At 69.1% G+C, this 13,746-nt stretch carries 12 protein-coding genes; 6 read left to right on the top strand and 6 right to left on the bottom strand.

What is annotated here, in order from left to right; translation table 11 throughout:
• Positions 1–18: 18 nt before the first annotated feature.
• Together HRL51_RS08455 and HRL51_RS08450 are read right to left on the bottom strand one after the other, a co-directional pair.
• Positions 19–927, bottom strand: a complete 909-nt coding sequence (locus tag HRL51_RS08455) for a carbamate kinase (protein ID WP_172191264.1) — start codon at positions 925–927, stop codon at positions 19–21.
• 80 nt (positions 928–1,007) lie between these two features.
• Positions 1,008–1,844, bottom strand: a complete 837-nt coding sequence (locus HRL51_RS08450) for an exodeoxyribonuclease III (RefSeq protein WP_172120271.1) — start codon at positions 1,842–1,844, stop codon at positions 1,008–1,010.
• A gap of 91 nt (positions 1,845–1,935) precedes the next feature.
• Here HRL51_RS08450 and HRL51_RS08445 point away from each other — a divergent pair, with 91 nt between their 5' ends.
• Positions 1,936–2,214, top strand: coding sequence for a hypothetical protein (locus HRL51_RS08445; protein ID WP_172120270.1), 279 nt, complete (start codon positions 1,936–1,938; stop codon positions 2,212–2,214).
• A gap of 61 nt (positions 2,215–2,275) precedes the next feature.
• On the opposite strand, the gene HRL51_RS08440 is transcribed toward HRL51_RS08445, so the two are convergent.
• From HRL51_RS08440 to galK, 4 genes are all read right to left on the bottom strand, one after another.
• Entirely contained in the window at positions 2,276–3,598 is a 1,323-nt protein-coding gene (locus HRL51_RS08440) for an ABC transporter permease (protein ID WP_172120269.1), read from the bottom strand.
• The gene (locus tag HRL51_RS08435; protein WP_244960146.1) at positions 3,595–4,374 is read right to left on the bottom strand and encodes an ABC transporter ATP-binding protein; all 780 of its coding nucleotides are present in this window, start codon (positions 4,372–4,374) and stop codon (positions 3,595–3,597) included. The genes HRL51_RS08440 and HRL51_RS08435 overlap by 4 nt, the downstream gene beginning before the upstream one ends.
• A complete protein-coding gene (locus tag HRL51_RS08430) occupies positions 4,371–5,426 on the bottom strand; it encodes an efflux RND transporter periplasmic adaptor subunit (protein ID WP_244960145.1) in 1,056 nt (351 codons plus the stop codon). Before HRL51_RS08430 ends, HRL51_RS08435 begins: the two co-directional genes overlap by 4 nt.
• Before the next feature lie 172 nt (positions 5,427–5,598).
• Complete coding sequence (gene galK / locus HRL51_RS08425; protein ID WP_172120267.1) at positions 5,599–6,891, bottom strand: galactokinase; 1,293 nt, start codon at positions 6,889–6,891, stop codon at positions 5,599–5,601.
• A gap of 156 nt (positions 6,892–7,047) precedes the next feature.
• Between galK and HRL51_RS08420 the strand changes: the two genes are divergently transcribed.
• From HRL51_RS08420 to HRL51_RS08400, 5 genes are all read left to right on the top strand, one after another.
• Complete coding sequence (locus tag HRL51_RS08420; protein ID WP_216666267.1) at positions 7,048–8,289, top strand: YihY/virulence factor BrkB family protein; 1,242 nt, start codon at positions 7,048–7,050, stop codon at positions 8,287–8,289.
• Positions 8,290–8,315: 26 nt separating this feature from the next.
• On the top strand, positions 8,316–9,461 hold the full coding sequence (locus HRL51_RS08415; protein WP_172120266.1) for a mannose-1-phosphate guanylyltransferase: 1,146 nt from the start codon (positions 8,316–8,318) through the stop codon (positions 9,459–9,461).
• 171 nt (positions 9,462–9,632) lie between these two features.
• On the top strand, positions 9,633–10,739 hold the full coding sequence (locus HRL51_RS08410; protein ID WP_172120265.1) for a BMP family lipoprotein: 1,107 nt from the start codon (positions 9,633–9,635) through the stop codon (positions 10,737–10,739).
• Positions 10,740–10,909: 170 nt separating this feature from the next.
• On the top strand, positions 10,910–12,481 hold the full coding sequence (locus tag HRL51_RS08405; protein ID WP_172120264.1) for an ABC transporter ATP-binding protein: 1,572 nt from the start codon (positions 10,910–10,912) through the stop codon (positions 12,479–12,481).
• Positions 12,481–13,746 carry an ABC transporter permease gene (locus HRL51_RS08400; RefSeq protein ID WP_172120263.1) on the top strand — a complete coding sequence of 422 codons (1,266 nt, stop codon included), beginning with the start codon at positions 12,481–12,483 and terminating at the stop codon, positions 13,744–13,746. The genes HRL51_RS08405 and HRL51_RS08400 overlap by 1 nt, the downstream gene beginning before the upstream one ends.

The following is a 13,746-nucleotide window of genomic DNA, read 5'->3' as shown; positions in this document are numbered from 1 at the left end:
GGAACGGCCCGGGCAGGATCAGCCCGGTACCACCTGGGTCCCTGCCCTGCCCGCCACGATCTGGGCTGCCTGGCCCAGCGCCCCGATGACAGCGCGCCCGCCGGTGCGCTCGACGAAGGAGGCGCAGGCCTCAGCCTTAGGTCCCATGGACCCTTCCGGCAGGCCGAGGGAACGGAGCCGGGCCGGCGTGACCTCCTCCAGCAGTCGTGCCTCGGGGGTCCCGTAGCCCTCGACCACCCCGGGCACGTCGGTCAGCACGATGAGCAGCTCGGCCCCGATCTGCTCGGCCAGCACCGCCGAGGCCAGGTCCTTGTCCACCACCGCCTCGACGCCCTCGTGCGTACCGTCCTCCCACGAGCGCACGGCCACGCCCCCGCCACCGGTGCACACCACCACGGCCCCCTGGTCCAGGAGCCGATCCACGACGTCGGCCTCCAGGACGGAGCGGGGCGTGGGGGAGGGGACTACGCGACGCCAGTGCTCGCCGTCGCGTGCCATCGTCCAGCCGTGCTCTGCGGCCAGCAACCGTGACTCCTCCTCGCTGAGCACCGCACCGACGAACTTGTTAGGACGGGCCATCGCCGGGTCAGCAGGGTCCACGAGGGTGCGTGTGAGCAGCCCCGCCACCGCGCGCCCTGGCAAGGCGTCAGACAGCGCCTGTGTGATCCAGAAACCGATCATGCCCTGGGTCTGGGCCACGAGAGTGTCCAGCGGGTAGACGTTTGCGGGCAGCTCCGAGGAGGCCGTGGCCGCAGCGAGCAGTCCCACCTGAGGTCCGTTGCCGTGGGTGATGACCAGCTCGTGGTGCGTGGCGAGCGGTAGCAGCGCCGCCACGGCCAGGCGCACCTTGGCCACCTGGATGGCGGTGTCTGGTGCGGCACCACGCGGGAGCAGGGCGTTGCCGCCCAGCGCCAGGACGATCCTCATCCCAGTCCCTCCTCTCGTGGCCTACCCGGTCTCAGCGGGCCAGGACCGGTCGTCGGCCTGGCTCCGTCAGGCGTGGATCCTCAGCGCTCGTACTCCACCACGAGCGGTGCGTGGTCGCTCCAGCGCTCGGCATAGGAGGCGGCGCGGTCGACGACGGCGCTCGCAGCCTTGATAGCCAGGGCCGGGGTAGCGACCTGGTAGTCGAGACGCCAGCCGGCGTTGTTGTCGAAGGCCTTGCCCCGCTGAGACCACCAGGTGTAGGGCCCCTGAGCGTCAGGTTCCAGGTGACGGGCTACGTCCACCCACCCGGAGGCGAACCAGCCCTCCAGGTGCGCGATCTCCTCGTCGAGGACGCCGGCGACCTTGTTGTGGTTCGACTTCCAGTTCTTGATGTCTCGCTCGCTGCGCACCACGTTGAGGTCGCCCGCCATGACGACCTGTGGGCCGTTCGCCTCAGCGTCTGCCAGGAGCTGGGCCATGCGGGTGTCGACCAGCGCCAGGTGGGCGTACTTCTGGTCCATCTTCTCAGTGCCGATCTGGCCTGAGTGAAGGTAGGCGGAGATGACCGTGAGGACCGGAGAAGGACCGTCCCCGCCCTCGGCAGGCAGCAGGTCCACCTCCAGCCAGCGTCCAGAGTCCACGTCCGGCTCCTCGCCCCCTCCGGCGACGCCGTACCGCGACTGCCCCAGGAGGACAGGCCCACCCTCACGGACGGCCACACCCACTCCTGCGCGACCCTTGACCCGGCAGGGCCAGATGAGGGAGGAGTAGCCGGGCAGGAGGGCGGCAGCCGTCTGCTCGTCCGCCCGCACCTCCTGCAGTAGCAGGACGTCAGGTGCTGAGGACTCCAGCCACGCTCCCATGCCCTTGCGGGCGGCAGCACGGATGCCGTTGACGTTGACAGTCGCGATTCGCATATGACCAGGGTACGTGGCTGTCAGCCTCGCGCCGGGTCAAGCGGGACGTAGGATTGTGCTGTTCCCAGGGCGCTGAAGGTAGGAGACGGTGATGGTGGACGAGATCAGCGCTGCTGCGGAGGCGGAGACGGACCTGGAGCGTGCCCACCGTCACCAGGCCCGTGGCAGGCGCCTGCTCATCACCGGCCTGACGATCATGCTCGCCGCGGCCCTGTTCCCGGTCCTCGCCTCCTGGGCGCTCGACGGCGAGGCCGCCGCAGCGCTGTGGCTCCTCTCCATGCCCCTGTGCCTGGCCGGCGCAGGCGTCGCTGCGGTCGGTTACACGCGGCGTCGTGCCGCCTCAAGCCTCCTGCGGGAGGACTGGGGCTGAGCGGTAGCATCTCTGCCTCAGGCCAGTGGCTCACCGGTCCCGGTTGGGCAGGAGGTGCTGGCTAGATCCGGATGGCGTCGATCGGCCGGATCCGCACCGCCACGATGGCCGGGATGATACCTGCCAGGGCGCCGACCCCGCTGGCTGCCGCCAGGCCGATGAAGGCGGCGGACATCGGGAAGGGGGGCTGGTTCGTGATCTCGGTCTGCATCAGGGTCTCCAGCGGGACCACACGCATCGCGATGATGGCGATGATGATGCCCACCACGCCAGCCACCACCGTGGCCACCACGGACTCCAGCATGATGGAGAAGAAGATGCGCCGGTTGGTGGCCCCGAAGGATCGGCGCACGCCGATCTCGTGGATGCGCTGGCGCACGGTGACCAGGGAGATGTTGATCAGTCCCAGGGCGCCCAGGAGCATGATGAACACGCCGGCCCCGGTCACCGAGAGGGTGAAGATCCGGTTGAAGTCCTCGGACTGGGAGAAGTCGTTGTCATAGACGCTGGTGGCCCCGCGCCCAAAGACGCCATCAAAATAGGTCGTGGCCAGCTCAGTCATCTCCTGGGAGCGACCGGCACCCGCCCACACCTCAAGGACCGGCTCATCGTGCTCGACGGTGGCCGGCAAGAGCCTCTCGAAGGGCTCAGCCAGGACGAAGGCCGTCAGCTCCTCGTGGCATGTCCCGCCGATCCCGGGCGGGCAGTACTGGCCGCTGCTGGGGTCGGCTGGCAGCACCCCCACGATCGTGTAGGTGGCCCTCATCGGCGCCAGGCCGGTGACCTGGACAGGCCCGGTCAGCTCCTCGATCCCCAGCCGGGTGAGTAGTGAGCGGGAGACGACGATGCTGGGGGACAGGTCGTCGGCGTCCTGCGCGGACAGCCACCGGCCCTGGGTGATCTGGGTGGGGTGGATGAGGCCGTAGCCGGCGGAGACCACCGTGGCGGACACCGCGGCCGGTCCGTCACCCAGGCTCAGGCGCAGTTTCTGGTGGTAGCTCGTGGCCCACCTCGTAATGTCGTAGCGGTTGACAAAGTCTTCGCGAGCCGCGGCTACCCGTGCCCGGGCGTCATCGCCTGAGCGTCCAGGACTGGTCTCCCCTCCCGCCCTGGCGGCGAGGTCGGGACCGCCTGCGGCGGCGCCGTCGCCCGTGTCGGAGACGGGAGAGACCATGATCTCCACGGTGCCCGGACGCCCGGCCCACTTCTCCACCAGCTCCTGCTGCACCGCGGAGGAGACCTGCCCGAAGGCGATGATGAAGGTCATCGCCGCCACAGCCACGGCCACCCCGATGAGGGAGAGCATGACGCGCAGCTTGCCGATGCGCAGCTGGGCCCAGGCCTCAACCAGGGCGCCGGCCACGCCAGTGAGAAACCCGTTCACGCTGGTACCTCCTCCAGGGTCTGGAGGGACCCGTGGGTGCGATGCTCCACGCTGATGGGCGTCAGGCGGCCTTCCTCCAGCCGGTACTGCGTGCGCGCCCGGCTGGCCACGGCCAGATCATGAGTGATGATGATGAGCGCCGCACCGGTGTGGGCGCACTGGGACTCCAGCAGGCTCATCACCGAGGCACCGGTGTCCACGTCCAGGGCACCAGTGGGTTCGTCAGCCAGGATGATCCGTGGCTTGCGGGCCAGCGCCCGGGCGATGGCCACACGCTGCTGCTCTCCTCCGGAAAGGCGGTTGATCGACCCGCCGATCTTGTCCTCCAGGCCTACTGCTGCTAGCAGCTCCTCGGCGCGGGCGTTGCGGCCCCAGAAGGCCAGCCCCCGGTCGTAGAGCAGCGGGGCGGCGACGTTCTCCGTCGTCGTCAGGCCCGGGATGAGGTTGAATGTCTGGAAGACGAAGCCAAAGGTGCGTCCGCGCAGGTGTGCCCGGCGGGACTCTCCCAGCGTGGCGGTGTCCTCGCCGTCGAGGAGGTAGCTGCCAGCGCTGGCCTGGTCGATGAGTCCCAGGATGTTGAGTAGCGTGGACTTGCCGGTTCCTGAGCGCCCGACGATGGCCACGTGCTCGCCGGGGTGGACGTCGAGGTTGACGTCGGTGAGGATGTGGAGCGGATTGGCGTCGGGCACCTCAAAGGTACGGGCGATCCCGCGCAGGCTCAGCAAGGGCTCACCACTGGCAGGTGGTGAGGAGGGAGTCAGGACGGAGGTGGTCACAGGTACTCCTGCCCGTTCTCGTCGTAGCAGGCGTACTCGTCGCAGGTGTTCGGTTCACCGGTGCGTGTGATGTCCTTGCCCGGGACGAAGAGGAGGATCTCCTCACCCTCGGCCAGCCCCTCGGTGACCTGGATGCTCACGCCGTCGTTGATACCGAGCGCGACCTCGCGCTTCTCGGCCTTCTCAGGAGCCTCGGGATCGGTGACGACCCAGACGTTGCCCTGGGTCGTCGATCCCTCGACGGCGGTCACGGGTACGAGCAGCGCCCCGGTCGCCGAGCCAGCGTCGATACCGATCGTCACTGGCAGACCGGGGAAGACCTTCTGGTCCCCAGGAACAGGGCAGCGCACCTCCACGCTCGTGCCGTCGCCGGTGGTCGTGGTGACGTCGCCGGAGGACGGGTCCGTCGTCGTCGAGGTCCTGGCCTTCGTGCCGATGCTCAGGCCCTGGCACTCAAATGGCGCCGGGCCACCCTCAAGGGTCAGCTGGGCGGTGGTGGGGGCGTTGGTCAGCTGGTACTGCTGGGAGGGGGTGATAGTGCCGGTGGCGGAGAAGGTGCCGGGGGAGACGGTGGCCACCACCATGCCGACGTTGGTCTGCTGGTCCTTGATGACGTTGAAGGAGACCACGCCGGTGGCCGGGGCGTAGACGACGGCGCGCGTGACCTTGTCCGGTTGAGGTATCTCGCGTGGGGCGTCCTCAGCCGGGTCCTCGACGATCCGGGGCTCCTGGGGCTCGGTCCTGCGGATCGTCAGCAGCGGCTCGCCCTGGGTGACGGTGGCTCCCTTGTCCACGGAGAAGCCCTCGACCACGCCCTCCAGGGTCGCCTGCGCCTCCAGCGCAGCGTCCTCAACGATCTGTCCCTTGACGTCAATGGTGTTGGCGATGTCCCCCACCGTCACCGTCGTGGTCTGCGTCCCTACGGAGAAGCCCGGCGTCGGGCCGGCAGCGGTGCCCTCCTTCTGGCTGGGGAAGAAGGCGATCTTGGTCAACGCCACGGCGATCACCAGGGCGATGAGGATCTTGAGGGCGGGAAGGACGTAGCGCTTCACGGGTGCCTCCACCGAGGGTAAGAGGGGACGGGATCGAGCAGCAGCATAGGGAGGCCTGCCGCCGTCTGAGGTCCTCCTCAAGGAGGAAGCTGTCCCTGACGCACAGACCCGTGGGCCTCAGGGACGCCTCAGGGGCGGCCTGCGACCCACGGGCCTGGGGGCTGGCTGGAGATCAGGCCAGGCGGCCCGCCGGCGCGGAGGGGACGGCGTCCAGGAAGGCGGGGGAGCCGAAGCCCTCACGCGCGTAGGCCTCGACGACGGCGCGCGCCACCTGCTCAACAGCCCCAGCGTCCACCAGCGCGATGGCCGAGCCGCCGAAGCCTCCCCCGGTCATCCGCGCTCCGTGCGCGCCTGCCGCGCGTGCGGCGTCGACGGCGACGTCGAGCTCGGGACAGGTGCACTCGTAGTCGTCACGCAGCGAGTCGTGGGAGGCGTCCAGCAGCGCGCCGACCCGGGCCAGCTTGTCCCCGGTGAGCGCACGACCGTCGCTGAGCAGGGACACCAGGTCCTTGGTCCGCTGGATCTCGGTGACCACGTGGCGCGTGCGCCTGACCAGCTCGCGACCGTCCTCGCCACTGGCCGCAAGGCGCTCAAGCGCCTGGGGAAGGTCCTCGGGCGTGACCTCAACCAGCAGGTCCACCCCCAGGATCGAGGCGGCCTTCTCGCAGGCGGCTCGGCGAGCGCCGTACTGGCCGTCGACGAGCGAGTGCTTGGCCTTGGTGTCGATGACCAGCAGCGCGAGCCCGGAGCCTGCCAGGTCCAGAGGAACCTGGGCCACCTCTCCGGTACGGCAGTCCAGCTCCAGGGCGTGGCCCTCCTGGCAGCGCAGGGAGGCCGACTGGTCCATCCCTCCGGTGGGAGCGCCAGCCATCTCGTTCTCCGCTCGTACGCAGGAGCTCACGAGCCGGGCGCGGCCGGCGTCGTCAGGGTCCTGAGCGCTACCGGCCAGGCCGAGGTCATTGACCTCGTCCAGGGCGACGACGGTGGCTGCCTCCAGCGCGGCAGAGGAGGACAGCCCACCACCCAGCGGCACGCAGGAGTACAGGGCCGCGTCAAAGCCGGAGACCGGCCCCAGCCCGTCCTGCTCCAGCGCCCAGGCCACGCCGGCGACGTAGGCGTTCCAGTGCCGGACCTCGCCCGGGGTGCCCTTGGGACCGATCTGGTCGAGGTCCAGGACGTCGATCGTCTCCCGGGTCTGGGGCGAGACCAGCCGGATGGTGCGGTCCTCGCGGCGTCGCAGAGCCATGTGCGCGCGGTGCGGCAGGGCGATGGGCAGGGCCAGGCCGCCGTTGTAGTCCGTGTGCTCGCCGATGACGTTGACGCGGCCGGGGGCGTACCACACGCCGTCGGGCTCACAGCCAAAGGCCTCGCGGAACAGGTCAGTGGCAGCGGCGACGCCCTCGTCGGCAGACAGCGCGGGCGAGAAGACGGGGTCGTGGGCGGCGGATGTGCTCTCGTAGGACATGGCTCCATCCTGCCAGACGTGCCTGGGGCGCTGTGCGGTCCCGCCGCCCGCCGCGCGCCAAGCGCGCCGCCCGGACCACCGCGCTAGGCTGGAGGAGCGACATGCTGATGGCCCCAGACGGGTCGTGCCCCTCACACACCTCCCAGGAGACTCTCGATGGACACCACTCGTGCCCAGGACAGCCGACTTGCCCGTTCCCAGGACCACCAGGAGGACGAACCCACGGCACAGGCAGACCAGGAGCACCAGGGCGAGGGCGGGCTGGGCGCAGTGACGGCCCGCCTCCAGGCGGTACTGGAGCTGTGGAACCGCAGCCGGTCCGGGCGCATGCTGGCCCGCTACAGCAACGTCCGTGGCGGGCTGCTGGCAGGAGGTATCGCCTACACGGGCCTGTTCTCCGTCTTCGCGGGCCTGGCGATCGGCGTCAGCGTCCTCATGGCGACCATCGGCCGCCACCCTGCGATGAAGGAGGCTGCGCTTGAGGCCATCGACTCCATGCTGCCTGGAGTCGTCGACGACGGCAGCGGTGATGGTCTGGTCAGTATCGATCAGCTCACCCTGGACTCAGCCCTTAACCTTGGCTCCGTCATTGGAGCGCTCACCCTGCTCTACTCCGCGATGGGACTCATGGGCGCGCTCAAGAACGGCGTGCGTGCCATGTTCGGCATCGTCACCCTGCCGCACAACCCTGTGGTCAACCAGCTGGCCAACCTCGCTGGCTTCCTCGTCATCATGGTGGCGGTGGTGGCCACGGCCCTGGCCTCGGTGCTCACCGGGGCGGTGGCCGGGGCGATGGGCTTCCTCCCCGACTGGCTGTCCGGAACCGGCGTGCGTCTGCTGACGCTCGCCCTGTCCTTCCTCATCGACGCCGGCGTCCTGGCGCTCATCATCCGTCTGTCCGGTCCTCGGGTCCCGCGCAGGGACATGATGGTCGGGGCAGCCCTGGGAGGCCTGGTCTTCGGCGTGCTGCGCCAGCTGGGGACCGGAGCGGTCGGCTCGGCGTCGAAGAACCCGATGCTGGCCTCCTTCGCCGCCCTGGTGGTCCTGATCCTGTGGCTTCACCTGGCAAGCCGTGTAGTCCTCTACGTCTGCGCCTGGATGGCCAACCCTCCCCGTCCCCAGGCCATCAATCACCCTGATGAGGTCCGTGCCAGCCAGAGGCCGAACTATGTCACCTTGTCGGTGCCCAGCACCTTGGCCTGGCCACGCCAGTCACTGACCGGTGCCCTGGAGGTGGACACCACTGCCCACCCTGACTACGTGCCTCCTGTGGCGCTGGACAAGCCTGAGCCTGAGCTCGGGGGCAAGAAGGGGTTCAGGGCGCGGCTGGCCCTGTGGCGCTACCGTCGGGCTCAGGACAAGGCGGAGGCGCACCTGGCCCGTTACCGCCAGCTCTAGCCCGCCGGTCGCCTACGCTGGGGGCCGTGACTGAGCACCAGAGCGCCCCCCGTATCCACGTGATCATCCCGGCAGGCGGGGCCGGGACCCGTCTGTGGCCGCTGAGCCGCCGCAGCCGCCCGAAGTTCCTCCTCGACCTCACCGGTACTGGTCGCAGCCTCCTGCAGGGCACGGTATCGCGCCTGGAGCCTGTGGCCGACTCGGTCACCGTGGTGACCGGCGTCGCCCACCTGGACGCCGTTGCCGCCCAGCTGCCCCAGGTCCCGGCCACGAACCTCCTGGCCGAGCCGAGCCCGCGTGACTCGATGGCCGCGATCGGGCTGGCCGCAGCCGTCATCGCCAGCCGGCACGGCCGTGACGCCCTCGTGGGCTCCTTCGCTGCGGACCAGGTCATCGCCGACGAGGCGGCATTCACCGGTGCCGTACGCCAGGCGGCGGTCCTGGCCCAGGAGGGCTGGGTGGTCACCATCGGCATTGAGGCCACCGGCCCCTCCACCGCCTTCGGCTACATCCACGCCGGTGAGCCGATCGAGGTGGCCGGAGCCCCTGAGGGACGACGCGTCCTGGGCTTCACCGAGAAGCCTGACGCCGCTACGGCAGCGCGGTACCTCGCTAGCGGCAGCTACCGGTGGAACGCGGGGATGTTCGTGGCACGTGCCGGCGTGCTGCTGGACCACCTGGCTCACCAGCGCCCGGCGCTCGCGGCCGGGATCGAGGAGATCGCCGGGTCCTGGGACTCGCCTCAGCGCGAGGAGGTCCTTGCGAGGCAGTGGCCGGGGCTGGAGAAGATCGCCATCGACCACGCCATCGCCGAGCCCGTGGCGGCCGCCGGGGGAGTGGCCGTGGTCCCGGCCTCGATGGGATGGGACGACGTCGGTGGCTTCGACGCCCTGGCCGAGCTCGTCCCCGCGCGTGAGCAGGGGCCGGCGGCCGGTGTCGCGGTGCTTGACGCGCTGGCCGTCTCTGGCCAGGAGACAGACGTGGAGGCCTGGGCCAGCGACGGTTCGCTGGTCGCCTCGACCACGGGCCGGAAGGTGACGCTGCTGGGCGTGCCCGGTCTCGTCGTCGTCGACACTCCCGATGCTCTTCTGGTCACGACGCCGGACCACGCTCAGGAGGTCAAGGGCGTGGTCGACCGTCTCAAGGAGGCCGGGCGCGAGGAGCTGCTCTAGACCGGACCGCCCCTCTGCGCGGTCCGCGCGCTTGCTGGGAATCTGTCGGGAAGATGTCCAGCAGGTGTCGGGCGCGCACACGGAGCGTTTATCCTGGTGCGGTGCGCCGCCTGGTCCGTGAGCCGGCGGCCTGATGTGACATCCCAACCTCCCCTGGAGATCGCAACTGTGATGAAGAAGACATACTCCGTTCTCGCCTTGGGCCTGGCCGCTTCGCTGAGCCTGGCTGCCTGCGGCTCGGCCCCCTCCGACTCCGCCTCCTCCGACAGCTCCATGGCCGCGGACGCCGCCTCTGACTTCAAGGCCTGCATGGTCTCTGACGAGGGTGGCTTTGATGACCAGTCCTTCAACCAGTCCGGCAAGGAGGGCCTGGACAAGGCCAAGTCCGAGCTGGGCGTGGCCACGGTCGCCGTGGAGTCCACCGACGCTGCTGACTACCCGACCAATGTCGACTCCTTGATCCAGCAGAGCTGCAACCTCATCATCGGCGTCGGCTTCAACCTGGCCAAGGACCTGGGTGACGCTGCCAAGGCCAACCCGGACATCAAGTTCGCCCTCATCGACTCCACCTTCACCGACGCAGACGGCAGCACGGTGGAGTACGACAACGCCAAGCCGCTGATCTTCAACACCGCCGAGGCCGCCTACCTCGCTGGCTACGCGGCTGCCGGCACCACGAAGACCGGCACCGTCGCCACCTACGGCGGCATGGCGATCCCGACCGTCCAGATCTTCATGGAGGGCTTCGCCAAGGGCGTTGAGAAGTACAACGAGGACAATTCCGCCTCCGTCAAGGTGCTGGGCTGGGACCCGGCCAACCCGACAGGCGGGTCCTTCGTCGGTGACTTCTCCAACACCACCAAGGGCCAGCAGCTGACCGAGCAGTTCCTGTCCCAGGGCGCGGACATCATCATGCCGGTCGCCGGCCCGGTGGGCCTGGGCACCCTGGCTGCCGTCAAGGCCGCCAGCGCGGACACCAACGGCATCGTGTGGGTGGACGCCGACGGCTTCAACTCTACCGACGGTGGCCAGTACATGGTGACCTCGGTGGTCAAGGAGATCGGTACTGCCGTGTACGACACCGTCAAGGAGGCCAAGGACGGCAAGTTCAGCTCTGCCCCCTTCATCGGCACCCTGGCCAATGACGGCGTGTCCATCGCCCCCTTCCACGACTGGGACTCCAAGGTCCCGGCTGAGGTCAAGAGCAAGATCGAGGAGATCCAGAAGCAGATCGTTGACGGCTCCCTGGACGTGTCCACCGCCTACGACCCCTCCTGATCACCACCGGGTGATCCGGTCCTCGTGACCGTGCCCCAGGTGTGATCACGTACGAGTGACGCTGACGCCGTCGGCCTGCCCGGGCCGACGGCGTCAGTGCACAGGCAGCCGCGAGGCTCTATATTTCATTCGTCCCCTCCCGGCGTCAGCCCCGACGGAAGCGAGCACACGTGCAGCTGGAGCTCCGTGGGATCACGAAGGTCTTCGGATCTCTCGTGGCCAACGACCACATCAACATCACGGTGGAACCCGGCCAGATCCACGCCCTGCTGGGCGAGAACGGTGCTGGCAAGTCCACTCTCATGAACGTGCTGTACGGGCTCTACCAGCCCGACGACGGCCAGATCCTCATCGACGGCGAGCCGGTGACGTTCTCCGGGCCCGGTCAGGCCGTGGCGGCCGGGATCGGCATGGTCCACCAGCACTTCATGCTGGTGCCCGTGTTCACCGTGGCCGAGTCGGTGGCGCTGGGGTACGAGCCGGTGGGCAGGGGCGGGGGCATCATTGACGCGCGCGCCGCAGCCGCCAAGGTCCGGCAGATTTCTGAGCGTTTTGGCTTCGACGTGGATCCCGGGGCCTACATCGAGGACCTGCCGGTCGGTGTCCAGCAGCGCGTGGAGATCATCAAGGCGCTGTCACGCGATGCCAAGGTGCTCATCCTTGATGAGCCGACGGCGGTGCTCACCCCGCAGGAGACCGACGAGCTGATCGCGATCATGCGGGACCTGAAGGCTGCGGGCACCTCGATCGTCTTCATCACCCACAAGCTGCGCGAGGTCCGCGAGATCGCGGACACGATCACGGTGATCCGCCGCGGCAAGGTGGTGGGCACCGCCTCTCCCACGGCCTCCCAGACCGAGCTGGCCAGCCTTATGGTGGGCCACGAGGTCTCGTTGTCCGTGGACAAGGAGCCGGCACGTCCTGGTGAGCCTGGCCTGGAGCTGCGTGACCTCAGCCTCGTCCAGGACGGCACGGTCCTGCTCGACGAGGTCAACCTCACTGTGCACGACGGCGAGATCCTGGGTGTGGCCGGGGTCCAGGGCAACGGGCAGACCGAGCTCAGCGAGGTCATCCTGGGCCTGCACCGTCCGTCCACTGGCACGGTCTCCTTTGGCGGCCGGGACGTCACCAGCCTTGACGTCCACCGGCGGCTGGGGGCGGGGCTCGGATTTGTCCCGGAGGACCGCTCGACCGACGGCATGATCGCTGGCTTCTCCGTGGCCGAGAACATGATCCTCGATCGTTACGACGATCCCGCGTTCGGCTTGGGGCCCTCGATCAGCCCGGCCAAGGTCCGTGCTCACGCTGAGGCGCTGCGCGAGGAGTTTGACGTGCGCGTCACGGACGTGGCTGACCCGATCTCCACGCTGTCGGGAGGTAACCAGCAGAAGGCGATTCTTGCGCGCGAGCTCTCCCGGCCGCTCACGGTGCTCGTGGCCTCCCAGCCCACCCGGGGTCTGGACGTGGGATCCATCGAGTTCGTCCACCAACGCATCGTTGCTGAGCGGGACCGGGGGACAGCCGTCCTCATCATCTCCTCCGAGCTGGACGAGGTCTACGCCCTGTCTGACCGCATCGCCGTGATGTACCGCGGCCGGGTGGTCGGCATCGTGCCGCCTGACACACCACGCTCGATCCTGGGCCTGATGATGGCCGGCGTCCCCCTGGAGGAGGCCACGGCCCGCGCCCAGGAGGACGAGGCCTCTGCCGCCGCGCACGCTGTTGCCGGAGAGGAGAAGTGATGAGCGAGAGCACCGTGACCACCCCCACCAAGCAGACCCAGGCCAGGCCTGGCCTCCTGCGACAGATCGCCGAGTCCAACGGGCTGATGGGAGTCCTGGCCGTCCTGACGGCGATGATCGTAGGCTCGGTCCTCATCCTCGTCGCTGACCCTGACGTACGCACCAGCGCCGGGTACTTCTTCGCCCGGCCCTCGGACCTCCTCGGCGCCGTCGGTACCTCCCTGACCGAGGCCTATACCGCGCTCGTGCGTGGTGGTCTCTTCGACTGGCAGGCCAGTACCCCGGCCCGCATGTGGCGGCCCCTGACCGAGACGCTCACGGTGGCGACCCCTCTCATCCTGGCGGGACTGGGTATGGCGGTAGCCTTCCGTGCCGGCCTGTTCAACGTGGGTGGGCAGGGCCAGATCATCCTGGGTGCCGTGGTGGGTGGCTACGTCGGCTTCACCTGGCACCTGCCCGCGGGACTGGCGCTGCTGGCTGCTGTGCTGGGCTGCGTCCTGGGCGGCCTGCTGTGGGGTGCGATCCCAGGCCTCCTCAAGGCCCTGACCGGAGCGAGCGAGGTCATCACGACCATCATGCTCAACTCCATCGCCTTGTTCCTGCTCTCGCACGCCCTGACGACCGACGCCTTTATCGGGGAGGGTAACGCCAACCCCAAGTCGCTGCCGATCCTGGCAGGTGCCCAGTACCCCAGGCTGCTGGGTGACTCCTTCCGCCTCCACCTGGGCTTCCTCGTGGCGCTGGCAGCTGCCGTGTTCGTGTGGTGGCTGCTGGAGCGCAGTGAGATCGGCTTCCAGTTCCGTGCGACGGGTCTCAACCCTGAGGCCGCACGGACTGCCGGTATCTCGGTCCCTCGTGTCACGGTGCTGGTCATGCTGGTCTCCGGGGCCCTGTGCGGCCTGGCAGCCTCCGGTCCTGTGCTCGGCACCCAGCACTACCTGACCACCTCGATCGCCGGGTCGGTCGGCTTCGACGCCATGACGGTGGCGCTGCTGGGACGCTCCAAGCCTCTGGGCACGGTGCTGGCCGGCCTGCTCTTCGGCGCCCTCACGGCAGGCGGTACGACGATGCAGGCCGCCACCGGTACACCGATCGATATCGTCCTGGTCCTTCAGTCCACCATCGTGCTCTTCATCGCCGCGCCTCCGCTGGTGCGTGCGATCTACCACCTGCCGGCACCCGGGTCCTGGAAGCGCTCGCGCCGCGAGGCCGGCTCCTCGCCCTCCACCGACGCCGCCTCGACGACCGCGACCCAGGAGGCCTGA

It is taken from the genome of Actinomyces faecalis, assembly GCF_013184985.2.
Taxonomy (GTDB): domain Bacteria; phylum Actinomycetota; class Actinomycetes; order Actinomycetales; family Actinomycetaceae; genus Actinomyces; species Actinomyces faecalis.
The sequence above is the reverse complement of the archived record's forward strand: the minus strand, read 5'-3'. Positions and strand labels throughout refer to the sequence as shown.

Excerpts from the sequence above, each read along its gene's own strand:
- HRL51_RS08420 (WP_216666267.1), top strand. The coding sequence starts at position 7,048 with ATGGACACCACTCGTGCCCAGGACAGCCGACTTGCCCGTTCCCAGGAC.
- HRL51_RS08400 (WP_172120263.1), top strand. The coding sequence starts at position 12,481 with ATGAGCGAGAGCACCGTGACCACCCCCACCAAGCAGACCCAGGCCAGG.
- HRL51_RS08450 (WP_172120271.1), bottom strand. The coding sequence starts at position 1,844 with ATGCGAATCGCGACTGTCAACGTCAACGGCATCCGTGCTGCCGCCCGC.
- HRL51_RS08455 (WP_172191264.1), bottom strand. The coding sequence starts at position 927 with ATGAGGATCGTCCTGGCGCTGGGCGGCAACGCCCTGCTCCCGCGTGGT.
- galK (WP_172120267.1), bottom strand. The coding sequence starts at position 6,891 with ATGTCCTACGAGAGCACATCCGCCGCCCACGACCCCGTCTTCTCGCCC.
- HRL51_RS08410 (WP_172120265.1), top strand. The coding sequence starts at position 9,633 with ATGAAGAAGACATACTCCGTTCTCGCCTTGGGCCTGGCCGCTTCGCTG.
- HRL51_RS08445 (WP_172120270.1), top strand. The coding sequence starts at position 1,936 with ATGGTGGACGAGATCAGCGCTGCTGCGGAGGCGGAGACGGACCTGGAG.